Origin of the sequence: Pseudomonas sp. BN411 (assembly GCF_029871235.1) — a bacterium.
Lineage (GTDB): Bacteria > Pseudomonadota > Gammaproteobacteria > Pseudomonadales > Pseudomonadaceae > Metapseudomonas.
Genome location: NZ_SSOM01000065.1, coordinates 268,492 through 294,928, shown reverse-complemented (window position 1 = coordinate 294,928; position 26,437 = coordinate 268,492). Strand labels below are relative to the sequence as shown.

Annotated in this window: 26 protein-coding genes; 9 read left to right on the top strand and 17 right to left on the bottom strand. The window is 62.7% G+C overall.

What is annotated here, in order from left to right; all coding sequences use genetic code 11:
• Window positions 1-45: 45 nt before the first annotated feature.
• Window positions 46-1,185: an acyl-CoA dehydrogenase family protein gene (locus E8F06_RS11580; protein ID WP_280367159.1), complete on the bottom strand. Its 1,140-nt coding sequence runs from the start codon at window positions 1,183-1,185 to the stop codon at window positions 46-48.
• A 251-nt stretch (window positions 1,186-1,436) separates the two neighbouring features.
• Between E8F06_RS11580 and E8F06_RS11575 the strand changes: the two genes are divergently transcribed.
• Together E8F06_RS11575 and E8F06_RS11570 are read left to right on the top strand one after the other, a co-directional pair.
• Window positions 1,437-2,336 (top strand): GlxA family transcriptional regulator, encoded by a 900-nt coding sequence (locus E8F06_RS11575; RefSeq protein WP_280367370.1) that lies wholly within the window; start codon window positions 1,437-1,439, stop codon window positions 2,334-2,336.
• 257 nt (window positions 2,337-2,593) lie between these two features.
• Window positions 2,594-3,559, top strand: coding sequence for a hypothetical protein (locus E8F06_RS11570; RefSeq protein ID WP_280367157.1), 966 nt, complete (start codon window positions 2,594-2,596; stop codon window positions 3,557-3,559).
• 60 nt (window positions 3,560-3,619) lie between these two features.
• Here E8F06_RS11570 and zapE read toward each other — a convergent pair whose 3' ends face one another.
• From zapE to E8F06_RS11555, 3 genes are all read right to left on the bottom strand, one after another.
• Window positions 3,620-4,714, bottom strand: a complete 1,095-nt coding sequence (zapE, locus tag E8F06_RS11565) for a cell division protein ZapE (RefSeq protein ID WP_280367155.1) — start codon at window positions 4,712-4,714, stop codon at window positions 3,620-3,622.
• A gap of 95 nt (window positions 4,715-4,809) precedes the next feature.
• Window positions 4,810-6,156, bottom strand: a complete 1,347-nt coding sequence (locus E8F06_RS11560) for a tryptophan--tRNA ligase (protein WP_280367153.1) — start codon at window positions 6,154-6,156, stop codon at window positions 4,810-4,812.
• Window positions 6,157-6,185: 29 nt separating this feature from the next.
• Window positions 6,186-6,812, bottom strand: a complete 627-nt coding sequence (locus E8F06_RS11555) for an alpha/beta fold hydrolase (RefSeq protein WP_280367151.1) — start codon at window positions 6,810-6,812, stop codon at window positions 6,186-6,188.
• A gap of 129 nt (window positions 6,813-6,941) precedes the next feature.
• Here E8F06_RS11555 and E8F06_RS11550 point away from each other — a divergent pair, with 129 nt between their 5' ends.
• Complete coding sequence (locus E8F06_RS11550; RefSeq protein ID WP_280367150.1) at window positions 6,942-7,382, top strand: DUF1043 family protein; 441 nt, start codon at window positions 6,942-6,944, stop codon at window positions 7,380-7,382.
• Window positions 7,383-7,473: 91 nt separating this feature from the next.
• Here the strand turns inward: E8F06_RS11550 and cysN are convergent, their stop codons facing one another.
• Both cysN and cysD read right to left on the bottom strand, forming a co-directional pair.
• Window positions 7,474-9,375 carry a sulfate adenylyltransferase subunit CysN gene (gene cysN, locus E8F06_RS11545; protein WP_280367148.1) on the bottom strand — a complete coding sequence of 634 codons (1,902 nt, stop codon included), beginning with the start codon at window positions 9,373-9,375 and terminating at the stop codon, window positions 7,474-7,476.
• Window positions 9,376-9,387: 12 nt separating this feature from the next.
• A complete protein-coding gene (gene cysD, locus E8F06_RS11540) occupies window positions 9,388-10,305 on the bottom strand; it encodes a sulfate adenylyltransferase subunit CysD (protein ID WP_120652885.1) in 918 nt (305 codons plus the stop codon).
• A gap of 296 nt (window positions 10,306-10,601) precedes the next feature.
• On the opposite strand from cysD, the gene mltB reads away from it, so the two are divergent.
• Window positions 10,602-11,699, top strand: a complete 1,098-nt coding sequence (gene mltB / locus E8F06_RS11535; RefSeq protein WP_280367146.1) for a lytic murein transglycosylase B — start codon at window positions 10,602-10,604, stop codon at window positions 11,697-11,699.
• Between the two features lie 48 nt (window positions 11,700-11,747).
• Here mltB and E8F06_RS11530 read toward each other — a convergent pair whose 3' ends face one another.
• On the bottom strand, window positions 11,748-12,506 hold the full coding sequence (locus E8F06_RS11530) for a Nif3-like dinuclear metal center hexameric protein (RefSeq protein ID WP_280367144.1): 759 nt from the start codon (window positions 12,504-12,506) through the stop codon (window positions 11,748-11,750).
• Between the two features lie 111 nt (window positions 12,507-12,617).
• Between E8F06_RS11530 and algW the strand changes: the two genes are divergently transcribed.
• The 3 genes from algW (at window position 12,618) to E8F06_RS11515 (ending at window position 16,741) form a co-directional block, all read left to right on the top strand.
• A complete protein-coding gene (gene algW / locus E8F06_RS11525; RefSeq protein WP_280367143.1) occupies window positions 12,618-13,769 on the top strand; it encodes a Do family serine endopeptidase AlgW in 1,152 nt (383 codons plus the stop codon).
• 130 nt (window positions 13,770-13,899) lie between these two features.
• The gene (locus E8F06_RS11520; RefSeq protein WP_280367141.1) at window positions 13,900-15,999 is read left to right on the top strand and encodes a TonB-dependent siderophore receptor; all 2,100 of its coding nucleotides are present in this window, start codon (window positions 13,900-13,902) and stop codon (window positions 15,997-15,999) included.
• Window positions 16,000-16,012: 13 nt separating this feature from the next.
• Window positions 16,013-16,741 carry a DUF4198 domain-containing protein gene (locus E8F06_RS11515; RefSeq protein WP_280367139.1) on the top strand — a complete coding sequence of 243 codons (729 nt, stop codon included), beginning with the start codon at window positions 16,013-16,015 and terminating at the stop codon, window positions 16,739-16,741.
• A gap of 60 nt (window positions 16,742-16,801) precedes the next feature.
• Here the strand turns inward: E8F06_RS11515 and hisC are convergent, their stop codons facing one another.
• The 10 genes from hisC to E8F06_RS11465 all read right to left on the bottom strand — a co-directional run bounded on the left by hisC (window position 16,802) and on the right by E8F06_RS11465 (window position 24,702).
• Window positions 16,802-17,854, bottom strand: a complete 1,053-nt coding sequence (gene hisC, locus E8F06_RS11510; RefSeq protein ID WP_280367137.1) for a histidinol-phosphate transaminase — start codon at window positions 17,852-17,854, stop codon at window positions 16,802-16,804.
• 2 nt (window positions 17,855-17,856) lie between these two features.
• Window positions 17,857-19,185, bottom strand: a complete 1,329-nt coding sequence (gene hisD / locus E8F06_RS11505; protein WP_280367135.1) for a histidinol dehydrogenase — start codon at window positions 19,183-19,185, stop codon at window positions 17,857-17,859.
• Between the two features lie 122 nt (window positions 19,186-19,307).
• Window positions 19,308-19,943, bottom strand: a complete 636-nt coding sequence (gene hisG, locus E8F06_RS11500; protein WP_280367133.1) for an ATP phosphoribosyltransferase — start codon at window positions 19,941-19,943, stop codon at window positions 19,308-19,310.
• Between the two features lie 89 nt (window positions 19,944-20,032).
• Window positions 20,033-21,298 (bottom strand): UDP-N-acetylglucosamine 1-carboxyvinyltransferase, encoded by a 1,266-nt coding sequence (gene murA, locus E8F06_RS11495; protein WP_179061779.1) that lies wholly within the window; start codon window positions 21,296-21,298, stop codon window positions 20,033-20,035.
• A gap of 20 nt (window positions 21,299-21,318) precedes the next feature.
• Window positions 21,319-21,558 (bottom strand): BolA family protein, encoded by a 240-nt coding sequence (locus E8F06_RS11490; protein ID WP_151131957.1) that lies wholly within the window; start codon window positions 21,556-21,558, stop codon window positions 21,319-21,321.
• A gap of 109 nt (window positions 21,559-21,667) precedes the next feature.
• A complete protein-coding gene (locus E8F06_RS11485; protein WP_280367131.1) occupies window positions 21,668-21,976 on the bottom strand; it encodes an STAS domain-containing protein in 309 nt (102 codons plus the stop codon).
• Window positions 21,973-22,617, bottom strand: coding sequence for an ABC transporter substrate-binding protein (locus E8F06_RS11480; protein ID WP_280367128.1), 645 nt, complete (start codon window positions 22,615-22,617; stop codon window positions 21,973-21,975). Before E8F06_RS11480 ends, E8F06_RS11485 begins: the two co-directional genes overlap by 4 nt.
• 11 nt (window positions 22,618-22,628) lie before the next feature.
• Window positions 22,629-23,096: an outer membrane lipid asymmetry maintenance protein MlaD gene (gene mlaD, locus E8F06_RS11475; protein ID WP_190827132.1), complete on the bottom strand. Its 468-nt coding sequence runs from the start codon at window positions 23,094-23,096 to the stop codon at window positions 22,629-22,631.
• The gene (gene mlaE / locus E8F06_RS11470) at window positions 23,096-23,893 is read right to left on the bottom strand and encodes a lipid asymmetry maintenance ABC transporter permease subunit MlaE (RefSeq protein WP_280367126.1); all 798 of its coding nucleotides are present in this window, start codon (window positions 23,891-23,893) and stop codon (window positions 23,096-23,098) included. The genes mlaD and mlaE overlap by 1 nt, the downstream gene beginning before the upstream one ends.
• Complete coding sequence (locus E8F06_RS11465) at window positions 23,893-24,702, bottom strand: ATP-binding cassette domain-containing protein (RefSeq protein WP_226283571.1); 810 nt, start codon at window positions 24,700-24,702, stop codon at window positions 23,893-23,895. Before E8F06_RS11465 ends, mlaE begins: the two co-directional genes overlap by 1 nt.
• 231 nt (window positions 24,703-24,933) lie before the next feature.
• Between E8F06_RS11465 and E8F06_RS11460 the strand changes: the two genes are divergently transcribed.
• Window positions 24,934-25,908 carry a KpsF/GutQ family sugar-phosphate isomerase gene (locus E8F06_RS11460; RefSeq protein WP_280367123.1) on the top strand — a complete coding sequence of 325 codons (975 nt, stop codon included), beginning with the start codon at window positions 24,934-24,936 and terminating at the stop codon, window positions 25,906-25,908.
• Window positions 25,908-26,432: an HAD family hydrolase gene (locus E8F06_RS11455; RefSeq protein WP_151131950.1), complete on the top strand. Its 525-nt coding sequence runs from the start codon at window positions 25,908-25,910 to the stop codon at window positions 26,430-26,432. Before E8F06_RS11460 ends, E8F06_RS11455 begins: the two co-directional genes overlap by 1 nt.
• Window positions 26,433-26,437: the final 5 nt, after the last annotated feature.

Here is a 26,437-nt window from a genome sequence, read left to right as displayed (position 1 = left end):
CGCAGAAGCCCGGCAATTGCCGGGCTTCTCACATCCGCCGGAGGCTCAGACCAGGGAGCGGGCGATGATCTCCTTCATGATTTCGTTGGTGCCGGCATAGATCCGCTGCACGCGCGCATCTGCCCAGGCCCGCGCCACCGCGTACTCCCACATGAAGCCGTAGCCACCGTGCAGTTGCACGCACTCGTCCAGCACCTTGCACTGCAGGTCGGTACCCCAGTACTTGAGCATTGCCGCAGTGGGCACATCCAGCTTGCCCTGCAGGTGCAGCTCCAGGCACCGATCAACGAAGACACGGCCAATCTGGATCTCGGTAGCCATTTCCGCCAGCTTGAAGCGGGTGTTCTGGAATTCGGCGACTGACTTGCCGAACGCCTTGCGCTCGCGGGTGTAGTCCAGGGTCCAGTTCAGCGCAGCCTCGGCCGAAGCCAACGCGCCGATGCCAACCGTCAGGCGCTCCTGGGGCAGCTCTTGCATCAGATAGGCGAATCCCATGCCCGCCTGGCCCAGCAGATTCTCCTTCGGCACACGAACATCCTGGAAGAACAGCTCGGAGGTGTCCTGGGCCTTCATGCCCACCTTTTCCAAACGCTTGCCCTTGGCAAAGCCCGGCGTGCCCGCTTCCACCAGGAACAGGCTGGTGCCCTTGGCGCCGGCCTTGGGATCGGTCTTGGCCACCACAATCACCAGATCGGCCAGGAAACCGTTGGTGATGAAGGTCTTGGAGCCGTTGATGACGTACTCGTCGCCGTCCAGCACAGCGGTGGTCTTCACGCCCTGGAGGTCGGAACCGGCGCCCGGCTCGGTCATGGCGATGGCCGTCACCAGCTCGCCGCTGACCAGCTTGGGCAGGTATTTCAGCTTCTGCGCCTCGGAACCGTAGTGAAGGATGTAGGGCGCAACGATGTCGGAATGCAGGGAAAAGCCAATACCAGTCAAACCAAGGCGGCCGATCTCCTCGATCACCACCGTGCTGTATAGGAAGTCAGCGCCCATGCCGCCGTACTCCTCCGGGATATGCGAGCAGAGCATTCCGGCCTCGCCAGCTTTGTTCCACAGGGTCCGGTCGATATGGCCGTCCTTCTCCCACTGGTGGTGATAGGGCACCGCCTCCTGCTCGAGGAACTTACGCACGGTATCGCGGAAGAGTTCGTGATCGGAGCTGAACAGGGTTCTCGGGATCATGGCATCACCTTGGAATGAAACTGCTTGTCGTGTGGGGTTCGGAGGCCACCGACTCTAGGCCAGTCCCCTGCCCCGCCATACTGGACACATAGGACAAAAAATAAGACGATCCAGCCGCAGAATGACCGCTTTCCCCTAATAAGAACAACACCATGAGCATTACGCAGTCTCCCAACCTTCGACAAGTCAGCATCCTGGCCATCGACGGTGTCTTCGCCTCCACCCTGATGCAGGCCAAGGACTTCTTCCACATGGCCAGCCTGCGCTTCGGCAAGCTGCAGGGCAAAGGTTTTACCCCCGCCTTCCAGACCCGCCTGGTCAGCCCTGATGGCCAGCCGGTGACCAGTTTCAGCGAGGTACGCATCCCGGTGGACGGGGTGCTGGATGAAGCGGACATCATCGTCATCCCGACCTTCTGGGGTGACTTCGACGCCCTGCTCGCCCGCTACCCAAGCGTCTGCGAGTGGTTGCGCGAACGCCACGCTGCCGGCAGCGCCATCTGCGGCGAAGCGTACGGGGTGTTCTGGATGGCCCAGGCCGGCCTGCTGGACGGCAAGGAAGCAACCACCTACTGGCGCTTCTTCTGCGAATTCACCGAACGCTTCCCCAAAGTGCTGCTGAACCAGGACAAGCACCTTTCCGATGCCGACAACCTCTATTGCGCCGGCGGCGTCACGTCGGCCTGCGACCTCTATATCTACCTGATCGAGCGCTTCTGCGGCGCTGGTATCGCTCAGGCCGTGGCCCGCGACATCCTCTATGAAGTGCAGCGCAGCTACACGCCGGGCCGCATCGGCTTCGGTGGACAGAAACTGCACCACGACATGACCATCCTGCAGATCCAGCATTGGCTGGAAGACCACTTTGCCGACAAGTTCCGCTTCGAAGATGTGGCGCGGGAGCACGGCATGAGCATTCGCAATTTCATGCGGCGCTTCCAGGCAGCCACCGGCGACAAACCACTGCACTACCTGCAGCGGTTACGCATCGAAACGGCGAAGGGGCTGCTCTCGGCTACGCGCAAGAGCATCAAGACCATCAGTTACGAAGTGGGCTATGACGACGCCAGCTTCTTCGCCCGACTGTTTCGGCAACACACCCAGCTCTCACCTAATCAGTACCGCCGCCAGTACCAGCAGAAAGGCGAGTGAAAACTGCTGCGCTCGGCCATGCCGTGTTGGAAACAGCCTCAGAATGCTCATTTACAACTCGTAAACTGCGCCTCTTCGGCTGTCTCCGCCTTGCCTGGCCTTCGCTCGCGACGTTTTCACGTTAGGTGCGGCGCCATCCCAAGGATGGGTTGGCCACGACCACCACCGCCCTATGATCGGCCCATGCCCGAACGGGATGCCCCGCACCCGCGCCAGCCCCGGCGCGGGAGGACAACAACAAGAAAAGGTCCATCGCCATGCGCCGCTACCTGCTTGCCCTGCTGGCCGCCTGCAGCCTCACCGCTGTGGCGGACGACAACTGGAAACCCTTCCCCTACGACAAGGCCGCCTACGACTATTCCGGCGACAAGCTGCGCGAAGCCTGGCCTCGACTGACCCGCGGCTTTGGCGCGAACTACCCCTACCCGGACGCCGACTGGGTCGTAACCATGGCCACCAAGTACCCCAAGGCCCTGGAGCTCACCGTGACCGGCAATACCGGCTTCACCGGCAAGCCTGAGGAGGCCGAGGTCTATGCGGCCAAGCTGCAGGACGTGTGGCGCCTGATGTTCCGTGGCGACTTCGCCGCAGCCAAGAAGCAAGGCCTGGCCCTCGGCGTCGGCGGCCAGATCCCCGCCATGTTCGCCCAGGTGGTTTACGCCATGTTCCTGGTGCCGGACCAGACGGAGAAGCATCGCCTGCTGGAAGAAGTGATCCGCTATACCGACGAAGCCGGCGAGCTGGTGAAGGCTGACGTAGTCGCCCAGTTCGGCAGCGCCTACGCCAAGGCCCGTCTGGGCGAGGAGCTACCGGTACCGGTGGTGCTCAAGCGTGGTTACACCAGCCAGATTCCCGAGGAGCTGGATGCGCTGCTGAAGACACAGCCTGGCCAACCCTTCGCCCTGGCCCTATACGGCGGCTACGAGGCCGGCGTGATCCGCCGGGTCGGCAAGCTGGTGGGCAAAATGACCTACGGCGTCAGCTCGGACAAGATGGAGCAATACTTCGCCCGCTCCTTCAAAGCCACGGACGACTTGCCCATCGGCCACTACGAGTACGCCAACGCGCTGGATTACGTATACGGCGAAGACGAGGAAGCCAAGGCGCTGGAACACCTGAAGAAGGCCATTGCGATCAAGCCGATCAACGCCATGGAAGCCCTGGAAGTGGCCCATGCGCAGAAGCTGCTGAAACAGCGGGAAGAGAAGCTGGCGCAGAACTGAGCCCACAAGCCGGAATGAAAAAAGGCTGCCCTCGGGCAGCCTTTTTTCATTACACGGACCTCAGGGCTTGTGAGGCCGCGACAGGAACTCGTGGGACTGCATCTCCAGCAGACGGCTGAGGGTGCGCTGGAACTCGAAGTTCAGGCGGCCACCGGAGTAGAGATCCTTCAGCTCCACCTCGGCGGAGATGATCAGCTTCACGTTGCGGTCGTAGAACTCGTCCACCAGGTTGATGAAACGCCGCGCCATGTCGTCCTTGGCCACCCCCATCTGCTCGACATTGGCGAGGATCACCGCGTGGAAGATCTTGCCCAGCTCGATGTAGTCGTTCTGGCTGCGCGGACCATCGCAAAGCTCACGGAACTCGAACCAGGCAACGTCTTCGCAGACGCGCACGGCACGGATTTCGCGGTTCTCGATCATCAGGGCTTCGTTTTCCTGGGCCATGGTGCAGTCAGGCAGCAGGCTCTTGAAGCTGCGGCTCAGGCTGGCCTCGGCCTCGGCGTCCAGCGGGAAGTGGAACAGCTCGGCCTGCTCCAGGGCACGCAGGCGGTAGTCCACGCCGCTGTCGACGTTGACGATATCGGTGTGTTCCTTCAGCAACGCAATGGCCGGCAGGAAACGCGCGCGCTGCAGGCCGTCCTTGTAGAGGCCGTCAGGAACGATGTTGGAGGTCGCCACCAGGCTAACGCCGTTCTTGAACAGCTCTTCGAGGAGCGTGGCCAGGATCATGGCGTCGGTGATATCGGAGACGAAGAATTCGTCGAAGCAGATCACCCGGGCTTCGTCGGCAAAACGTTTGCCGATGATGGTCAGCGGGTTCTTCTCGCCCTTGAGGGTTTTCATTTCCTCGTGGACGCGCTTCATGAAGCGGTGGAAGTGAGTACGCATCTTCTGCTTGAACGGCAGCGCGTCGTAGAAGGTGTCCACCAGGTAGGTCTTGCCGCGACCCACGCCACCCCAGAAGTACAGGCCCTTGACCGGGCCCTGGCGCTTCTTGCCGAACAGGCTGCCCAGCAGGCCGGGCTTGCTGCGGTCATCGGCGATCAGGTCGTCGTACAGCCGCTGCAGATGGCGAACGGCGGTTTCTTGCGCGGCATCGTGGAAGAAATCCGGCCGCTTGAGATCGGACTGGTAGCGCTCGAGGGGGGTCATGATCGATAGCAAGGCAACGAAAAACGGGGCAGGTACTTTAGAGCCTGCCCCGTTGATTGGCAATTGGCCGGCAGAACCGGCCGCTGGAAAGACAGTTATTCCTGAGGTGCGAGAGCCGAATAGAGGCGCTGGATCGCCGCATCTCGGGCCGCATCGTCAGCGAATGCGGGGCTGGAAGCCACTTGCTCATCGTCCAGCCAGATACCGAACGCGTCACCCTCCACACGCAGGTCCAGCTCATCACCCGACTGCAGACGCTTGCTGACCTGCCCGGCAGCCTTACCATCGGCGAAGGAGCGGGACAGCAGCAGCTGCTCGCCATCGGCGTCCAGCAGGCGGAAACGGAAGCTGCCGTCCTCGTCGCGGAAGCTGACAAAGCGAGCGCTTTTGGTCGCCTTCTTCTTCGCCTCGGCGCCGGCCTGCACGTTGGTGCGGAACGAGCGCAGGCCCACCGCTTCGCGCAGTTCGTTGAGGAACGGGGTAGCAATCTTGCGAGCCTTGGCGGCACCAGCGAGGAGGATGTCCTCCAGGTCGGACGGACGCTCGATCAGCGCGTGATAGCGCTCACGAGCCTCGCCCAGTTCGTTGTCCAGCAGCTGGAACAAGCGCTGCTTGGCTTCGCCCCAGGCCAGGCCGGCCAGCAGCTCGGCGCGGAACTCGGTCAGTTGCGCGGGAGTGGCAAAGGCCTGGTAGAGGGTGAAGAGGTGGGAGTTGTCCGGATCCTTCGGCTCACCGGGAGCACGGGAGTCGGTGACGATGCGCGCGATGGCATCCTTCAGCTGCTTGGCACTGCCGAACAGCGGAATGGTGTTGTCGTAGCTCTTGGACATCTTGCGGCCGTCGAGGCCAGGCAGGGTCGCCACTTCTTCTTCGATCACCGCCTCAGGCAGGGTGAAGAACTCACGACCGGCGCCGAACAGGTGGTTGAAGCGCTGGCCGATGTCGCGGGCCATTTCCACGTGCTGGATCTGGTCACGGCCTACCGGCACCTTGTGGGCGTTGAACATCAGGATGTCCGCGGCCATCAGCACCGGGTAGCTGTACAGGCCCATGGTGACGCCGGCGTCCGGGTCTTCACCGTTCTCCAGGTTCTTGTCCACCGACGCTTTGTAGGCATGGGCGCGGTTGAGCAGGCCCTTGGCGCTGACACAGGTCAGCAGCCAGGTGAGCTCGGGGATTTCAGGAATGTCGGACTGGCGATAGAAGGTCGCCTTGTCGGCATCCAGGCCACAAGCCAGCCAGGTGGCGGCGATCTCAAGGCGCGAGCGCTGAATACGGGCCGGGTCGTCGCACTTGATCAGGGCGTGGTAGTCGGCCAGGAAGTAGAAGGAATCGACGTCGCTGGCGCGGCTGGCGACGATGGCCGGACGGATGGCGCCAGCGTAGTTGCCGAGGTGCGGCGTGCCGGTGGTGGTGATGCCGGTAAGGATACGAGTAGTCATGGTGTTCGCTTGTCGGACTTAATTCGGAATCAGAGGCGCGGCAGGACCAGGTCCTTGAGGTCGGTCAGCTTGCCGTGGAAGAAGTGCCCGCATTCTGCCACTTTCAGCAGCTCATGGGGGCGCACGAGGCCGGCGGACCAGTCGTACACGGCCTGGGGCGATACGACTTCATCCGCGTCAGGCTGGATCACGGTCAACTGGCCGGACTCGGGCAATGGGTTGTCGTCAGTCATGCGCATCACCGCCGGCGCCACCATGAACAGGCGCGGCACATCGATGCCCTGGCGCGCCAGTCGTCCCGCGAGGCTGGCAGCGACGAAGCCGCCGAAGGAGAACCCCATCAGGGTCAGGGGCAGCTCCGGGTGCTGGCCACGGAACCAGTGGCCCGCCGCTTCGGCGTCATCCACTTCACCGGTGCCCATGTCGTGACTGCCGGCGCTAGCGCCGACGCCGCGATAGTTGAAACGCAAGGTGCTGTAACCTGCATCACGAGCGGTACGCTGCAGGGTGGAAACCACCTTGTTGAGCATGGTGCCGCCCTGCACCGGATTGGGATGGCAGATCAGCACCAGGCCCTTGGCCTCGGGCAGATCGAGATGCAGCGCTTCGAGCTGGCCACAAGGGCCATCGAGCAGGAGAGGGATTTCGCGGCTCAACTGGGGAAACTCCGTGACCCCGTGGCGGGTCGACTCGTCTTGGATTAGCACAACAGGGCTTGCGTCGCGGTATACAGCGCGGATTCGAGCCGTTAACGTAAAGCAAAGCCGTTTATAGAGGAAGGACTCGTGGAACAGTCGCTCACCGTCTGGTTGTTACCAGCCTTCGCCCTGCTCGCCGGTATCGGCATCGGTTTCCTGATCGCCCGCCTGGTGCCCAATGCGGCTCCGGGCCGGACACAGCGTCAGCTGGATGATCTGCAGGAACGCTTCGATACCTACCAGAGCGAGGTGGTCACTCACTTCAACACCACCGCCAACCTGGTGAAAAAGCTCACCCAGAGCTATCAGGAAGTGCAGGAACATCTGTCCGAAGGCGCCAGCCGCCTGGCCCTGGACGAGCTTACCCGCCAGCGCCTGCTGGCCGCCCTGCACGCCGACGAGGCCGCCAGTCCGCGCGAGCGTCTGACCCCGCCGAAGAGCAACGAAGCGCCCAAGGACTACGCGCCCAAAGCTCCGGACGCACCCGGCACCCTGGACGAAACCTTCGGCCTGAAAGGCAAGTACTGATTCCGCCAAGGCTCGGCCGGACAACCCGGCCAGCCAAACCGGAAGCCAACAAAAAGCCCCGCAATCGCGGGGCTTTTTGTTGGGCTGTCGCTTAGATCGCGCCGCGCTCGCGGAGCAGATCGATCACCAGCTTCGCACTCTCTTCCACGTTGGTGGCCTGGGTGTCGATCACCAGATCGGCATTCAGCGGCACATCGTAGGGGAAGGACTCGCCCGGGATGTTGTCCTGGCCAGCTGCGTAAAGTCCCTGCGGATCGCGCTCGCGGCAAGCCAGCGGCGACGCCTGGACATAGACGGTGATCAGGCGATCGGCACCGATGAGGGCCTTGGCCTGTTCGCGACCTTCGGCATCCGGCGCAACGAAGGCAGCCAGGGTGACCAGGCCGGCCTCGTTGAACTGACGCGCAACGTGAGCGGCACGACGCCAGTTCTCGGTACGTCCGGCGCGATCCTGCGGCAGACCCTTGTTCAGGTCATGGCGCAGATTCTGGCCATCCAGCACGTAAACAGCACGGCCCATGTCGAACAGCTTGCGCTCCACGGCATAAGCCAGGGTGCTCTTGCCGGCGCCGGACAGGCCGCTGAACAGCACGGTGGCCGGCTGTTGGCCGAAGCGCGCGGCGCGCTCTTCGCGGGATACGTGAGCCTGCTTGCCGTGGTGACCATCGACATTACGACCCGCCTGCGGGTCAGCGATGATCATGCCGGCGCCGACGGTGCCGTTGGTCAGGCGATCGATGACGATGAAGGCGCCAGTGGTGCGGTTCTGCTCGTAGCCATCGAGGGCGATGGGCGCATCCAGGCTGACCTTGACCTTGGCGATCTCGTTCAGTTGAAGGCTGCTGCCAGCGGTTTCCTCAAGGGTGTTCACATCCACCTTGTGGGTGATGCTCGGAATCGAGCCCGGCACGTAGCTGGTTGCGCGCTTGATGTCGTACTTCTTGCCCGGGAGCATCGGCTCTTCGGACATCCACACCAGCATCGCTTCGAAGCCTTCGGTGATCTGCGGACGGTTGTCGGCATGCACCAGCATGTCCCCGCGGGAGACGTCGATTTCGTCTTCCAGGGTCAGGGTGACGGCCTGGCCCGGACCGGCCTGTTCCAGTTCGCCTTCATAGGTGACGATGGACTTGACGCGGCTGCCCTTGCCCGACGGCAGAGCCACCACCTCATCACCCTTGCGCACGATGCCGCTGGCCAGAGTGCCGGCGAAACCGCGGAAGTTGAGGTTCGGACGGTTCACATACTGCACCGGGAAGCGCATGTCGGAGACGTTGCGGTCACCGGCGATTTCCACGGTTTCGAGGATTTCCATCAGCGACTGGCCGGTGTACCAGGGCGAGCGCTCGCTCTTGTTCACCACGTTGTCGCCCTTCAGCGCCGACATCGGCACGAAGTGGATCGACGTGGGGTTGAGCTTGATGCGTTCGGCAAACTGCAGGTAGTCGGCCTTGATGCTCTCGAACACACCCTGGTCGAAGTCTTTCAGGTCCATCTTGTTGATGGCGACGACGATGTGCTTGATACCCAGCAAGGACGCGATGTAGCTGTGACGGCGGGTCTGGGTCTGCACGCCGTAGCGGGCGTCGACCAGGATGATGGCCAGGTCGCAGGTGGACGCGCCGGTGGCCATGTTGCGGGTGTACTGCTCATGGCCGGGGGTGTCGGCAATGATGAACTTACGCTTGGCGGTGCTGAAGTAGCGGTACGCCACGTCGATGGTGATGCCCTGCTCGCGCTCGGCCTGCAGGCCGTCCACCAGCAGCGCCAGGTCGACGTCGTCACCGGTGGTGCCGACTTTCTTCGAATCGCGGGTGATGGCTTCCAGATGGTCTTCGTAGATCATCTTGGAGTCGTGCAGCAGGCGCCCGATCAGGGTGCTCTTGCCGTCGTCGACGTTGCCGCAGGTGAGGAAGCGCAGCAGTTCCTTGCGTTCGTGCTGGGCCAGGTACGCGAGGATGTCCTCGCTGATCAGATCGGATTGATGGCTCATGGTGCGGAATCCTTAGAAATAGCCCTGACGTTTCTTCTCTTCCATCGAGCCGGCGGCGTCGTGGTCGATGACCCGGCCCTGGCGTTCGGAAGTACGGGTCAGGAGCATTTCCTGGATGATTTCCGGCAACGTGGTCGCCGTGGACTCCACCGCGCCGGTCAGCGGGTAGCAGCCCAGGGTGCGGAAGCGCACCATGCGCTTCTCGATGCGTGCTTTCTCTTCGTCGGAGAGGTGCTCGAGAATGCGCTCGTCGTCGATCATGATCAGCGTGCCGTTCTTCTCGATGACTTCACGCTCGGCAGCGAAGTACAGCGGGACGATCGGGATCTGTTCCAGATAGATGTATTGCCAGATGTCCAGCTCGGTCCAGTTGGACAGCGGGAAGACGCGGATCGACTCGCCCTTCTTCACCTTGCCGTTGTAGACGTTCCACAGCTCCGGGCGCTGATTCTTCGGGTCCCAGCGGTGCTTGCTGTCGCGGAAGGAGTACACGCGCTCCTTCGCACGGGACTTCTCCTCGTCGCGACGGGCCCCGCCGAAGGCTGCATCGAAGCCGTACTTGTCGAGCGCCTGCTTCAGACCCTCGGTCTTCATCACGTCAGTGTGCTTCGCACTGCCGTGGGTGAAGGGGTTGATGCCCTGGGCGACGCCTTCCGGGTTCACGTGAGTGATCAGGTCCAGGCCCATCTCGGCGACCATCTTGTCGCGGAACTGGTACATCTCCTGGAACTTCCACCGGGTGTCGACGTGCATGACCGGGAAGGGCAGCTTGCCGGGGAAGAACGCCTTGCGCGCCAGGTGCAGCATGACGGCGGAGTCTTTACCGATGGAATAGAGCATCACCGGGTTGTCGAATTCGGCGGCCACTTCACGAATGATGTGGATGCTCTCCGCCTCCAGCTGTTTCAGGTGCGTCAGTTTATCGAGCATGGCTACTCACGAAGGTCTTTCTGATACGACGGCCGGCGGGCCGTGGACGAGCGGGCACTCTATCACAGCGCAAGGCTCTAACTGGGGGACTGGTTATACCGAAAAAATATACTTATATAGCCGTACGAATTCAGTGGAAGCGAAGCTGCCAAGGCCCTTCTACCCGAGCTACTTCGCAGCCTCGGACGGTGACTCGGCCAGGAGTACCCAATGCCGGCAAAGCTGACTCGCGACTTGTTCCTGCGCAGCGCTGCGCTAGCATAGCCAGCACATTTTCCTGTCCCGAAAGACTTCCCATGCGCCGCGTTGCCTTCGCCCTGCCTTTGCTCGTCCTGATCTCCGCCTGCAGCAGCAAACCAACTCCCGTCCCGCAACCGGTCCAGAAGCCAAAGCAACCGACGCTCATCACCCCCAGCGCCCATCCGACATTCGGTTCGGTGCAACCGATCACGCCGCTGCGCGGCGACTTCGCGGGCAACGTCAGCGCCCAGCGGTTCATCGATCGCATGGTCAGCCAGCACGACTTCAATCGCCAGCACCTGCAGGACCTTCTCGCCCAAACCCGAGAACTTGATTGGGTGATCCGCCTGATGGACCGCCAGGCGCCGACCTACACAGCGCCCAGCGGCCCCAACGGCGCCTGGCTGCGCTACCGGAAGAAATTCATCACGCCGGGCAACGTGCGTAATGGCGTGTTGTTCTGGGACCAGTACGAAGCTGATCTGCAGCGCGCCTTCCACACGTACGGCGTACCGCCGGAAATCATTGTCGGCATCATCGGAGTGGAGACCCGCTGGGGACGTGTGATGGGCAATACACGGATCATCGACGCGCTGGCTACCCTTGCCTTCTCTTACCCTCGCCGCGCCGAGTTCTTCAGCGGTGAACTGGAGCAGTTTCTTCTGCAAGCGCGCAAGGAAGGTGAGGACCCGCTGTCGCTGCGCGGCTCCTATGCCGGCGCGATGGGCTACGGACAGTTCATGCCGTCGTCCTTCACCCAATATGCCGTGGACTTCGATGGCGACGGACAACGAGACCTGTGGAACCCCCGCGATGCTATCGGCAGCGTGGCCAACTACTTCAAGCAGCATGGCTGGATCACCGGGGACACCGTAGCCGTACGCGCCACCGGCCAGGCGCGCTCGCTGGAAAACGGTTTCGAGACCCAGTATCCGATCAGTGTGCTGACTGCAGCCGGGCTCCGGCCGCAGAGCTCGCTGGGCAATCACCAAAGTGCCAGCCTGCTGCGCCTGGACATGGGCAACACCTACCAGTACTGGTACGGCCTACCGAACTTCTACGTGATCACCCGCTATAACCACAGCACACACTACGCCATGGCGGTGTGGGAACTGGGCAGGGCGGTACAGAGCCAACGTCACCGTTCCCGATGAAAAACGGCCGGCTCACTGAGCCGGCCGTTTTTTCCTTGCCCTACGAACTCAGGCAGGATTGGCGCAGTCGATGAACAAGTGCTCGATGGCGAAGCGCTTGGCCAGGTAGTCGCCTAGCGCCTGCACGCCATAGCGCTCGGTGGCGTGGTGGCCGGCGGCGATGAAGCTGACACCATTCTCCCGCGCACTGTGCACGGTCTGTTCGGAGACTTCGCCAGTGAGATAGGCATCGACACCCGCAGCAATCGCCTGATCGATATAGCCCTGGCCACCGCCGGTGCACCAGCCGATGCGACTGATCATGCGGTCGCCCTCCACCAGCAGGGGCTCGCGCCCGAGCACCTCGCGTACGCGACGGGCGAAGTCGGTGGCGGTCATGGGTTCGGCCAGGGAACCGATCAGCCCGACGGTCCGGGGGTTATCCGGCTCCAGCGGGCCTTCGACGATGATGTCGAGTTGCCGCGCCAACTGGACGTTGTTTCCCACGTCCGGATGCAGGTCCAGCGGCAAATGGTAGGCAAGCAGGCTGACGTCATTGGCGAGAAGGGTCTTCAGCCGACGCTGCTTCATGCCCACGACACAGGGGTTCTCGCCCTTCCAGAAGTATCCGTGGTGCACCAGCACCACATCTGCCTCGGCCTCGACCGCAGCGTCCAGCAGCGCCTGGCTGGCGGTGACGCCAGTAACGATACGGCTGACCTGCGGACGCCCTTCGACCTGCAGGCCGTTGGGGCAGTAATCCTGGATGCGCGAAGCGTTCAGATAGCGGTCCGCTTCTTCCACCAGAGTGTTCAGGGCAATGGCCATGGCATTCCTCACAAGCTGTTGCGGACGACTCGTTTTTAACGGGCGCCCTCGTATAATGGCGCCACCTTAAGGGGCACCCCTGCCCCCCGCAACCCTCAGGATTCTCCCTCGATGCTCAAGGCCCTGCGATTTCTCAGCTGGCCCCTGATTGTCGGCGTGCTCGTGGCACTGCTGATCATCCAGCAATACCCGGAATGGGTCGGCATGCCCCGTCAGGAAGTGCATCTGCAGGAAGCCCCCAAGTTCAACTTCACACGCCAGGGCCCGGACTCCTATGCCGACGCCGTGACCAGTGCATCGCCGGCCGTCGCCAACCTTTACACCACCAAGATGGTGACCAAGCCGGCTCACCCGCTATTCGAGGACCCGCAGTTCCGCCGCTTCTTCGGCGACAACCTGCCCCGTCAGCGGCGCATGGAGTCCAGCCTGGGTTCGGCGGTGATCATGAGTCCGGAAGGCTACCTGCTGACCAACAACCACGTGACCGCCGGCGCCGACCAGATCGTGGTCGCCCTGAAAGACGGCCGCGAAACCCTGGCACGTTTGGTGGGCAGCGACCCGGAGACCGACCTGGCGGTGCTGAAGATCGACCTCAAGGACCTGCCGCCCATCACCCTCGGCCGCTCGGACAACATCCGCATCGGCGATGTCGCGCTCGCCATCGGCAACCCCTTCGGTGTCGGCCAGACCGTGACCATGGGGATCATCAGCGCCACCGGCCGCAACCAGTTGGGCCTGAACACCTACGAAGACTTCATCCAGACTGACGCCGCGATCAACCCCGGCAATTCCGGCGGCGCCCTGGTCGACGCCAGTGGCAACCTGATCGGCATCAACACCGCGATCTTCTCCAAGTCCGGCGGCTCCCAGGGCATCGGCTTTGCCATCCCGGTCAAGCTGGCCTTGGAAGTGATGAAGGCCATCGTCGAGCACGGCTCGGTGATTCGCGGCTGGCTGGGCATCGAAGTACAGCCCTTGACCCCGGAACTGGCGGAGTCCTTCGGCCTGGAAGGTCGCCCGGGAATCGTGGTCGCCGGCATCTACCGAGACAGTCCGGCCCAGCGTGCCACCCTGCAACCCGGCGACATCATCCTCAGCATCGATGGCGAACCGGCAGGTGACGGTCGCCGCTCCATGAACCAGGTAGCCCGGACTCGCCCGGGCGAGAAGGTCAGCATCCAGGTGATGCGCAACGGCCAGGAACTGGAGCTGACCGCCGAAGTTGGCGTTCGCCCTCCGCCGAGCAGCAACGGCGGGAGCTGATCAGCAAGAAACGGCGCCTTCGGGCGCCGTTTTCGTTTCTGCATTCTGACGCAAGATCACTCCGACACTGGACAGGAACCATTCTCACCTCGCAAAATGTTATGTTATTACATATTTGCAAGATCATTCGATGCCTCACCGTCACCTTGCACCTGCCACCGGACTGCTGTTGAGCCTCCTGGGTGAAGCCACCGCCGCCGAAACCGCCCTCCCCCTGTTGTTGGATGACATCCAGATCGACAGCCGCCGCCAGGAAAGCGTCGAAGGCCCGGCGCAGGGTTATCGCGCCACCCGCTCGGCCAGCGCCACCCGCACCGATACCGATATTCGCGACATTCCCCAGGCCATCAGCGTGATTCCGGCGCAAGTGCTGGATGATCTGGATACCACCCGCCTCGACCGCGCACTGGATTTCGCCGGCGGTGTATCGCGGCAGAACAACTTTGGCGGGCTGACCTTCCTCTCCTACAGCATTCGCGGCTTCACCACCGGCGAGCTGTACAAGAATGGCTTTGCCATCAATCGCGGCAGCTACAGCTCGCCGGACGCGTCCGGCATCGAGCGCATCGAAGTGCTCAAGGGGCCCGCCGCCAGCCTTTACGGCCGAGGCGATCCGGGTGGCACGGTGAATATCGTCACCAAGAAACCCCAGGCCGAAACCTTCTCCCGCTTCAAGGCCAGCGCGGGAAGCTGGGATCGCTATCGCGCCAGCCTGGACGTCAACGCTCCGCTCGACGAGGAGGACAGACTGCTTTCGCGCGTCAACCTGGCGACGGAGGACAACGGCAGTTTCCGCGACCATGTCGGCAACCAGCGCCTGGTCGTCAGCCCAGCTCTGAGCTGGCAACTGAGCTCCGATACCCGCCTGCTGCTGGAAACCGAATTCGTCCAGCACGACTCGGTGTTCGATCGCGGCATTCCCGCGGTCAACGGCGAAATGGGCGCGGTCAAGCGCTCCACCTTCCTTGGCGAACCCAATGACGGTGATATCCGCAACCGCAATCAGATGTTCCAGGCCAGCCTCGAACACCACCTCGACGAGACGTGGAAGATCCGACTGGCCAATCACTACGCCCAGGGACACCTGCAAGGCGACGCCACGGAAGCGTCACGACTGATCGGCAACCAGGTCAGCCGCTTCTATCGGCAGCGCGACTTCGAATGGAACGACAGCATTACCCAACTGGAACTGCATGGCCTGTTCGAGACCGGCAGCTGGCTGCACCAAACCCTCGCCGGACTGGAGTACGAGAACTACCGCAATAGCCAGAAATATCCGCAGAGCCTTGCTTCCCTGGACTACGGACAGGACATCTACAACCCGGTGTACGGCAAGCCGAAGCCGGCACTGGTCAATCCCAACGACTTCTTCGAGCAGGTGGAGAGCCACGCGCTGAACCTGCAGGACCAGATCGACTTCGGTGGTGACTGGAAGGGGCTGATCGGCGCGCGCTTCGAGCATTTCGAACAGTCCGCACTGAATCGCACCACCAGCGTTCGCAATGACCAGCACAAGGACAGCCTTACCCTGCGCAGCGGCCTGCTCTATCAGCTGACACCGGAGATCGGCCTGTTCGCCAACGCGGCCACTTCGGTCAAACCCAACGCCATTGGCAGCCAGGGCACCGTATTTGAACCGGAGAAAGGACTGGGCAAGGAAGCCGGCCTCAAGCTCGACCTGTTGGAAGGCCGTCTCGGGACCACGGTCGCACTCTTCCACATCGACAAGGAAAACGTGCTGACCGCAGACCCGAACGAGCCGGGGCAGAACATCGCCGCCGGCCGGGCACGAAGCCAGGGCCTGGATCTGCAGGTCAGCGGCCAGTTGACGGATGCCCTGCGGATCATTGGCGCCTACGCCTACATCGATGCCGAAGTCACCAAGGACAACGTCCTCCCCGAAGGCAGCCGACTGCTTGGCATACCAAAGCACAGCGGCAGCCTGCTCGCCGTCTATGAATTCCAGGACGGGCACCTTCGCGGCTCGGATGTCGGTGCAGCCTTCAACCATGTCGGCGACCGCATCGGGCAGGCCGGCAGCCAGTTCGAACTACCCGCTTACAGCACCGTCGACCTGCTCGCCCACTACAAGGCCAGCGAGCGGGTAACGGTCGGCCTGAACCTCAACAACCTCTTCGACCGCAAGTACTACGAACGCTCCTACAACAGCGTCTGGGTCATCCCGGGCGAGCCCCGCAACATCAACCTCAGCCTCACCCTCGACCTCTGAAAAAGGAAATCCCATGCGACTGGATAAACGCTTCCTCGTCACTCCCATCCTCGCCGTCTTCTTCGCCGGCAACGTGCAAGCACACGGCCTGTGGACCGAGCAGCGGCGCGGCAACATTGAAGTGATCTACGGCCATGGCGCCGAAGACGACGCCTTCAAGGCAGAAAAAGTCAGCGGCGCCTGGGCTTTCGACGGACAGGGCCGGATGATCCCGGTAACCGTCGAGCGTCTTGCAGACCACGCTCGACTCAAGCCCCTGAAAGCCGCGGCGACCCTGGCCGTGGCCCTGGATAACGGCCCCTGGTCGCAAACCGCCGACAAGCAGTGGATCAACCAGGGCCAAAGGCAGGTGCCGGGCGCAGTCGCCTCCATTCATACCTGGAAGTACAGCCTGGCCGTTTATCAACCCGGCGCCCAGTTGCCAGAGCTCAAGCGTATCCGCCTGGCTATCGTGCCTGAGGCAGATCCACTGGAAGTCGGGCCGGGCAAGCCACTGCCGGTAAAGGTTCTGCTCGATGGCAAGCCGGCTGCCGGTATCGAACTGATCGGCGACTATCGTGGCGAGCCTGATGCCGTCAGCGCGAAGACCGATGCCAAGGGCCGCGCCCAGGTCATGGTGCGCAATGCTGGACTGAACATCATTGCTGCCCAGGTGACCCTGGATACGCCGAATGATCCCGACGTCAAACAGCAGGGCCTGTTCAGCTCACTGACCTTCCTCGGCGTGCCCCACCACGAGTAAGCGCGCAAGAAAAAAGCCGAGGCGGTAACCCGCGCTCGGCTTCGTTCATTTCCCTGCGACTCAGAGCGAGCCAAGGGCGTCCAGCAGCGCCTGGTTCTGCTCCGGCGTGCCGATGGTGATGCGCAGGAACTGGGCAATTCGCTCCTGCTTGAAGTGACGAACAATCACGCCCTGCTCGCGCAACCCTGCGGCGATACCGGCGGCGTCTTTCTGCGGGTGGCGGGCGAAGACGAAGTTGGCTGCCGAAGGCAGTACTTCGAAGCCCAGCGTGCCCAGCTCGGCGACCAAATGCTCGCGGCTGTCGATCACCTTGCGGCAGGTTTCCTCGAAGTAGGCCTTGTCCTCGAACGCAACTGCGGCGCCAACGATGGCCATGCGGTCCAGCGGGTAGGAGTTGAAGCTGTTCTTGATCCGCTCCAGCGCCTCGATCAGGTCCGGATGCCCCACCGCCAGGCCCACGCGCAAGCCCGCGAGGGAGCGGGACTTGGACAGGGTCTGGGTAACCAGCAGGTTGGGATAACGGTCCACCAGGCTGATGGCGGTTTCGCCTCCGAAGTCGATGTAGGCCTCATCCACTACTACCACCGTATCCGGGTTGGCCCGCAGCAGGCGCTCGATGGCTTCCAAGGCCAGCAGGCAACCGGTGGGCGCGTTGGGGTTGGGGAAGATGATGCCGCCATTGGGGCGCGCGTAATCTTCGACACGGATCTGGAACTGCTCGTCCAGCGGCAGCGCCTCGAAGGGAATGCCGTAGAGACAGCAGTAAACCGGATAGAAGCTGTAGGTCACGTCCGGGAACAGCAGCGGCTTGCCGTGCTGGAACAACCCGTGGAACGCGTGCGCCAGGACTTCGTCCGAACCGTTGCCGACGAACACCTGGTTGGTTTGCACGCCGTAGTAGTCGGCCACTGCTTGCTTCAGCCGGTCGCTGTTGGGGTCCGGGTAGAGGCGCAGGTTGTCACCGACTTCCGCCTGCATGGCCGCGATCGCCTTGGGCGACGGGCCATAGGGGTTCTCGTTGGTGTTCAGCTTGACCAGCTTTGCCAGCTTGGGCTGCTCGCCAGGTACGTAGGGCACCAGGTCCTTGACGAAGGGACTCCAGAACTTGCTCATGCTCACTCCCCCTGCCCTTTGTTAGAAACAATGCGGTATTCGGCGCTGCGCGCGTGGGCGGTCAGGGACTCGCCACGCGCCAGGACGGACGCGGTCTTGCCCAGTTCGGACGCGCCGTCGGCTGAGCAGAAGATGATCGACGAACGCTTCTGGAAGTCATACACACCCAGCGGCGACGAGAAGCGCGCGGTGCCGGAAGTCGGCAGCACGTGGTTCGGGCCGGCGCAGTAGTCGCCCAGAGCTTCGGCGGTGTAACGCCCCATGAAGATGGCGCCCGCGTGGCGAATGTGCGGCAGCCAGGCCTGCGGATCGGCAACGGACAGTTCCAGGTGCTCAGGGGCGATGCGATTGGCCACCTGGCACGCCTGGGCCTGGTCGGCCACCAGGATCAGCGCACCACGGTTCTGCAGCGAGGTGCGGATGATCTCGGCGCGCTCCATGGTCGGCAGCAGCTTGTCGATGCTGGCGGCCACCTTGTCGAGGAAGGCAGCGTCGGGGCTGACCAGAATGGCCTGGGCGTCCTCGTCGTGCTCGGCCTGGGAGAACAGGTCCATGGCGATCCAGTCAGGATCGGTGCCGCCATCGCAGACCACGAGGATCTCCGAAGGGCCAGCGATCATGTCGATACCGACCTGGCCGAAGACGTGGCGCTTGGCGGTGGCAACGTAGATGTTGCCCGGGCCGACGATCTTGTCCACCTGGGGCACGCTCTCGGTGCCGTAGGCCAGTGCGGCCACGGCCTGGGCCCCGCCGATGGTGAAGACGCGGTCCACGCCGGCCACGCAGGCGGCAGCCAGGACGATCTCGTTGATTTCGCCACGCGGCGTCGGAACCACCATCACCACTTCGGCGACGCCGGCGACCTTGGCGGGAATCGCGTTCATCAGCACAGAGGACGGGTAGGACGCCTTGCCGCCAGGTACGTAAAGACCGGCGCGATCCAGCGGAGTCACCTGCTGGCCCAGCACCGTGCCGTCGGCTTCGGTGTAGGTCCAGGAATCCTGCTTCTGCTTCTCGTGGTAGCTGCGAACGCGAGCAGCAGCGGTTTCCAGAGCCTTGCGTTGCCCAGCGGTAATGCGGGTCAGGGCCAGTTCCAGACGCTCACGCGGCAGGATCAGTTCGGCCATGGAGGTCGCCTGCACACCATCGAAGCGCTGGGTGAACTCAACCACGGCAGCGTCGCCACGCTCACGTACGGCCTGGATGATGTCGAGGACACGCTGGTTGACCGCTTCGTCGGACACGCTTTCCCAGCTCAGCAGATGATCCAGGTGTCGCGCGAAATCCTGATCAGCGGCATTGAGTCGACGGATTGCGATTGGAGCGGTCATAGCGGGCCTCATGAATGGCAATTGCTCGGGCGCCGCTAGAGTAGCAAGCCCACCGTGCGGGCACCCGAGAATATTGGCTATGACACGGATAGGCGCGTGCGGCGCAGGGCCGCACTCAGGTGTCAGCTTTGGTGTCGGGATTCGACGGCGTTGCGCAGCACTTCGATCAGCGCCTGGATGCGCGCGTGCTGCATCTTCATCGAAGCCTTGTTGACGATGAGGCGCGAGCTGATGGTGGCAATCAGTTCCTGGGGTTCCAGGCCATTGGCGCGCAGGGTGTTGCCGGTGTCGACGACGTCGATGATCTTGTCGGCCAGCCCAACCAGCGGCGCCAGCTCCATCGAGCCGTACAGCTTGATCACATCGACCTGGCGGCCCTGTTCGGCGTAGTAGCGCTTGGCGACGTTGACGAACTTGGTGGCGACACGCAGGCGCCCCTTGGGCTCGGGCGCGCCGACCGCACCGGCGGTCATCAGCTTGCAGCAAGCAATCCGGAGATCCAGCGGCTCGTACAGGCCCTGGCCGCCGTACTCCATCAGCACGTCCTTGCCGGCAACGCCGAGATCGGCCGCGCCATGCTCGACATAGGTCGGCACGTCGGTGGCACGCACGATGAGCAGGCGCACATCCTCCTGGGTGGTGGGGATGATCAGCTTGCGGCTCTTGTCCGGATTCTCGGTGGGTACGATACCGGCCTCGGCAAGCAGCGGCAGGGTGTCGTCGAGAATTCGGCCCTTGGACAGCGCGATGGTGAGCATGAAACTGGATTTCCTTGGCTACGGCCCCTTTAGGGCCTGTTGCGCGGTCGTCATGGACCGGCCCATTCAGGGCCGGTCCGTATTTCGACCTAACCCGGCACGCGGCGAATCTTGGCGCCGAGCAACTGCAGTTTTTCTTCGATGCACTCGTAACCACGGTCGATGTGGTAGATGCGGTCGATCAGGGTATCGCCCTCAGCCACCAGGCCGGCGATCACCAGGCTCGCGGAAGCCCGCAGGTCGGTCGCCATGACCGGCGCGCCCTTGAGCTTCGGCACGCCGGTAACGATGGCGGTGTTGCCTTCAACGAGGATCTGAGCGCCCATGCGGTTCATTTCATAAACGTGCATGAAACGGTTCTCGAACACGGTCTCGATCACCGCACCGGTGCCTTCGGCCACGGCGTTCATGGAAATGAACTGGGCCTGCATGTCGGTGGGGAATGCCGGGTACGGCGCAGTGCGCACGTTGACCGCTTTCGGGCGATTGCCCTTCATGTCCAGCTCGATCCAGTTGTTGCCGGTGTTGATATGGGCACCGGCCTCTTCCAGCTTCTGCAGCACAGCTTCGAGGATGGTCGGATCGGTGTCCTTCAACTTGACGCGGCCACCCGTGGCGGCAGCGGCCACCAGGTAGGTGCCGGTTTCGATACGGTCGGGCATCACGTTGTAGCGAGCACCGCCGAGGCGCTTCACGCCATCGATGGTGATGGTGTCGGTGCCGGCGCCCTGGATCTGCGCACCCATGGCGATCAGGCAGTTGGCCAGGTCGACCACTTCCGGCTCACGGGCGGCGTTCTGCAGAACGCTGCGGCCATTGGCCAGTGCTGCGGCCATCATGATGTTCTCGGTACCGGTCACGCTGACGGTGTCGAAGAAGAAGTTGGCGCCACGCAGGCCGCCGGCCGGAGCCTTGGCCTTGATGTAACCACCTTCTACATCGATCTTCGCACCCATGGCTTCAAGGCCGCGGATGTGCAGGTCCACCGGACGGGAGCCGATGGCGCAACCGCCGGGCAGGGCCACTTCGGCTTCACCGAAGCGTGCCACCATGGGACCCAGCACCAGAATGGAGGCGCGCATGGTCTTGACCAGCTCGTAGGGCGCGACCAGGGTCTTGATGCTGCTGGCGTCGACTTCAACAGCCAGCTTCTCGTCGATCACCGGCTGCACACCCATGCGACCGAAGAGCTCGATCATGGTGGTGATGTCGTGCAGGTGCGGCAGGTTGGCCACGGTGACCGGAGTGTCGGCCAGCAGCGTAGCGGCCAGAATCGGCAGCGCGGAGTTCTTGGCGCCGGAAATGCGGATCTCGCCATCGAGGCGTTGACCGCCGGTAATAATCAGTTTGTCCATTGCTCTCTCGGAAGCTGGGCTCAGGAACGCCCGGCCCAGTCGGCCCGGCTGAAGAATTTCATGGTGACGGCGTGGATGCTGCCATCGGCGATCCAGGCGTTCAGGTGGGCGTAAACCTGCTGCTGACGCTTCACCGGGCTCAGGCCGGCCAGCTCATCGCTGATCAGGTTCAGCTGGAAATTGCAGCCTTCCCCTTCAACTTCCACCTGGGTACCTGGCAGTTTTGCCTCCAGGAGGCTTTTCACTTCTACGGCCTGCATGCTCAACCTCAATCGGCGCCCAACGCGCGCGGGTCGGCCATGATACAAAAAAGCCCTCCGCCTGCGAACCCCGCGTGCGCGGGGCCTGACGGAGGGCCGTTGGACCGGCTCAGGCCTCGAGGGGTAACAGCTCGGTCACCCCGGAGACTTCGGCGATCTGCCGCATGTCTTCGGGCATTCCGCGCACCTTCACCGCCTTGCCGGCGGCTTCGGCGTCGCGCAGGAAAGCCAGCAGCAGGGCTAGCCCGACGCTGCTGGTCTTCTCCACTGCGGAGCAGTCCAGCAGCAGAGCCGCGCCATTGCTCGCGCTGATCAGCTGTCCGCCCTTCTCACGCAGCTGCGGTCCGGTGCTGTAGTCGAGCACGCCGATCAGGCGCAGCTCGCCCGGAGCAGCCTGCTCGATACGGGCGTCACTCATTGGCCGCCTGCCTTCTTGGCTTCTTCGGATTCCTTGGCCTTGGCAACCACTTCCGCCCAACCATTGATGGTCTTGTCGAGGTCGTTGCCATTGCGCTGCATGGTGTCGGCGAACTGGTCACGGAACAGCTTGCCGATGTTGATGCCGTTGATGATCACATTGCGCAGCATCCACTGCCCGTTGATGTTCACCATGGTGTAGGAGACGGGGTAGATGGCGCCGTTGCTGCCCTTGACTTCCATGCTGATGCTGGTGCGCTCGGGGTCTTCCTGCTTGGGCGGCAGCACGCGGATTTCCTGGTTGTCGTACTCCAGCAGGGCATTGCCGTAGAACTGGATCAGGCTGCGCTTGAAGTTCTCCTGGAAGCGCGTCATCTGTTCGGGCGAGGCCTGGCGCGAGTACTTCACGGTCATGATGCTACGGGAGATGCCGTCGGCATCCACCACCGGACCGAGGATATTGTTCAGGGCGTCATAGAACGCATTCGGGTCGCTGCGATACTGCTGCTTGTTGGCCTTGAGGTCAGCGAGCAGTTGGTCGGTCGTCTGCTTTACCACGTCGTGCGCGCTCGGCGCAGCACTGGCAAACAGGGGCAGTGCTGCCAGCAGCACCAGTAGGCCGTTTCGCAGGGCTTTCATCATCGTTCGAATCCTCATTTGCTTTCTTTGTTGACCGTGTTCAGCAGGAACTTGCCGATCAGGTCTTCCAGCACCAGGGCCGACTGGGTGTCACGGATGGTACCGCCATCCTTGAGCAACTCTTCGTCACCACCGACGCTGATGCCGATGTACTTCTCGCCCAGCAGGCCAGCCGTGAGGATGGAAGCCGTGGAGTCAGCGGGCAGGTTGTCCACGCGTTTCTCGACTTCCATCGTGACGCGGCCGGTATAGCTGTCGCGATCAAGATCGATGGCCGTGACCTTGCCAATGGTGACGCCGGCCATGGTTACCTTCGCTCTGACAGTCAAACCGGCAATATTGTCGAAATGAGCATAGAGCTTATAGGTATCGCCATTGGCGCCATACGACAGACCGCTGACCCGCAGGGCCAGAAGCAGCAAGGCCAAGATACCGGCCAGGAGGAACAGGCCGACACCAATCTCCAAGGTGCGGATTTGCATCAGAAATCTCCAAACATCAAGGCAGTCAGGATGAAGTCCAGCCCCAGCACGGCCAGAGAGGCATAGACCACGGTTTTAGTCGTTGCGCGGCTGATCCCTTCCGAGGTCGGCTCGCAGTCATAGCCCTGGAACACGGCGATCCAGGTCACGACGAAGGCAAAGACGACGCTCTTGACCACGCCGTTCAGCACATCCTCGGTGAATTGCACACTATTCTGCATGTTGGACCAGAAGGAGCCTTCATAGACTCCCAGCCAGTCCACGGCCACCATTGCGCCACCCCAGATGCCCACCACGCTGAAGATCATCGCCAGCAGTGGCATCGAGATGAAGCCCGCCCAGAGGCGCGGGGCAATGATGTACTTGAGCGGATCGACACCGATCATCTCCAGGCTGGAGAGCTGCTCGGTGGACTTCATATTGCCGATTTCAGCAGTCAGGGCGGAGCCCGCGCGGCCCGCGAAGAGCAGTCCGGTCACCACCGGGCCGAGCTCACGCAGCAGGGTGAGTGCAACCATCTGCCCCACCGCCTGTTCGGAACCATAGTCGACCAGGATGTTATAGCCCTGCAGGGCCAGCACCATACCGATGAAGACGCCCGAAACCACGATGATCGCCAGCGACAACACGCCGACGGCGTAGAGCTGTTTGAGCAGCAAGTGGAAACCCTGGCCCACACCGGTGCGGCCGAACAGGGCATGCATCAGGAAGAGCGTGGAGCGCCCAAGCGCCTCCAGCACGTCCAGACCGGAACGCCCGAGCAGGCGAATGCGCTCGAGCAAGGATTTCTTGCGCATCAGCGCCCCCCCAGCAAGTCTTTGCGGTAATCCGGTGCCGGGAAATGGAAGGGCACCGGACCATCCGGAATGCCTTGCATGAACTGGCGGATACGCGGGTTATCGGAATTCATCAGCTCGTCTGGAGTCCCCTGCCCCAGCACCTGAGCATCACCCACCACATAGATGTAGTCAGCGATGCTGGCAGTTTCCGCCAGGTCGTGGGAAACCACGATGCTGGTGATGCCAAGGGCGTCGTTGAGCAGACGGATCAGACGCACCAGCACGCCCATGGCAATGGGGTCCTGGCCGACGAACGGCTCGTCGTACATCAGGATCTGCGGATCGAGGGCGATGGCACGGGCCAGCGCCACGCGACGCTTCATGCCGCCGGACAGCTCATCCGGCATCAGCTCGATGGCACCACGCAGGCCGACCGCCTGGAGTTTCATCAGGACGATGTCACGAATCATTTCCTCGGGAAGCTTGGTGTGCACCCGAAGCGGGAAAGCGACGTTCTCGAACACGTCGAGATCGGTGAACAGCGCGCCGCTCTGGAACAGCACGCCGAACTGTTTACGCATGTCGAACAGGTCGGCGCGAGAGAGCTTGGGCAGGTTCTGGCCGTTGACCCAGACCTCGCCACTTGCGGGCTTGAGCTGGGCGGCAATCAGGCGCAGTAACGTGGTCTTGCCGCAACCGGAAGGCCCCATGATGCCGGTGACCTTGCCGCGCGGGATACGAATGTCGACATCTTGGAAAATGCTGCGCGTGCCGCGTTTGAAGGTTACCCCCTTCAGTTCGACGGCATAGGCGTTTTCGGCGCTCATCTAGACTCCTTGCGATACAGCCTCCCTGAGAGACGACGCGCCCCAACGGAAGGACACCCCGCCCAGGACGGGCCGAACAAGGCGCGAACTATATCACCGCGCCAATGCGCCTCCCAAGGCCGCTCCAGCGTCTGTTCAGCTTTGCGACAGCATCCACGGCATTGGCGCGTGAGCTAAATCACCTTTATCGCTATAATCGCTGTCTTTTTCTTCGGCAACTGCACGCCTTCCATGAGCCAATCCAGCGATCTCATCAAGTCCGCACAACGCACTATCCAGCTCGAACGCGAGGCGATCGACGCCCTTCTGACGCGCATCGACGCCGATTTCGTTCGCGCCTGCGAGCTCATCCTGGCCTGCAAGGGACGCGTGGTGGTCGTGGGTATGGGCAAGTCCGGACATGTCGGCAACAAGATTGCAGCCACCCTGGCCAGCACCGGCACGCCGTCCTTCTTCGTACACCCCGCCGAAGCCAGCCATGGCGACATGGGCATGATCACCCGTGAAGACGTGGTAATCGCACTGTCCAACTCCGGCTCCACCGCCGAAATCGTGACCCTGCTGCCGCTGATCAAGCGCCTGGGCATCACGCTGATCAGCCTCACCGGTAATCCGGATTCGCCGCTGGCCAAGGCCGCAGCCGCCAACCTGGATGCACGCGTGGCCCAGGAAGCTTGCCCGCTGAACCTGGCCCCCACCTCCTCCACCACTGCTGCCCTGGTGCTGGGTGATGCCCTGGCGATCGCACTGCTGGAGGCCCGCGGCTTCACCGCCGAAGACTTCGCCTTCTCCCATCCGGGCGGAGCCCTGGGCCGGCGCCTGTTGCTCAAGGTAGAGAACATCATGCATGGCGGCGACAACCTGCCCAGCGTCTCCCGTGGCACTCCGCTGCGCGAAGCACTGCTGGAAATGACCCGCAAGGGCCTGGGCATGACCGCTGTGGTGGAAGACGATGGTCACCTCGCCGGTATCTTCACTGACGGCGACCTGCGCCGCACCCTGGACAAGGGCGTCGACGTGCGCCAGGCCAGCATCGACGATGTCATGACCGTCCACGGCAAAACCGTGCGCCCGGACATGCTCGCCGCCGAAGCCCTGAAGATCATGGACGACCACAAGATCAACGTGCTCGTCGTCGTCGATGCAGACGACCGCCCCATCGGCGCCCTGCACATCCATGACATGACCCGCGCCGGAGTGATCTGATGAGCAACGAACTCCTCGCCCGCGCCAAGGCCGTGCGCCTGGCAGTATTCGATGTCGACGGTGTGTTGACCGACGGCCGCCTCTACTTCCTTCCCGGCGGCGGCGAATTCAAGACCTTCAACACACTCGACGGCCATGGCATCAAGATGCTGATGAACGCTGGCGTGCGTACCGCCATCATCAGCGGCCGCCAGTCCGAGGTGGTCGAGCGCCGCGCGCAGAACCTCGGCATCCAGCACCTGTTCCAGGGGCGCGAAGACAAGCTGGTGGTGCTCGACGGCCTGCTTGCGGAACTCGGCCTGACCCATGACCAGGTTGCCTATCTAGGTGATGACCTGCCCGACCTGCCGGTGATCCGCCGTGTAGGCCTCGGCATGGCGGTAGCCAATGCCGACGCTTTTGTGCGCCAGCATGCCCATGGCGTTACCCAGGCACGTGGAGGCGAAGGCGCTGCCCGTGAGTTCTGCGAACTCATCCTACGCGCCCAGGGCAGCCTCGAAGCGGCCCAAGCCGCCTACCTCTGAGATCC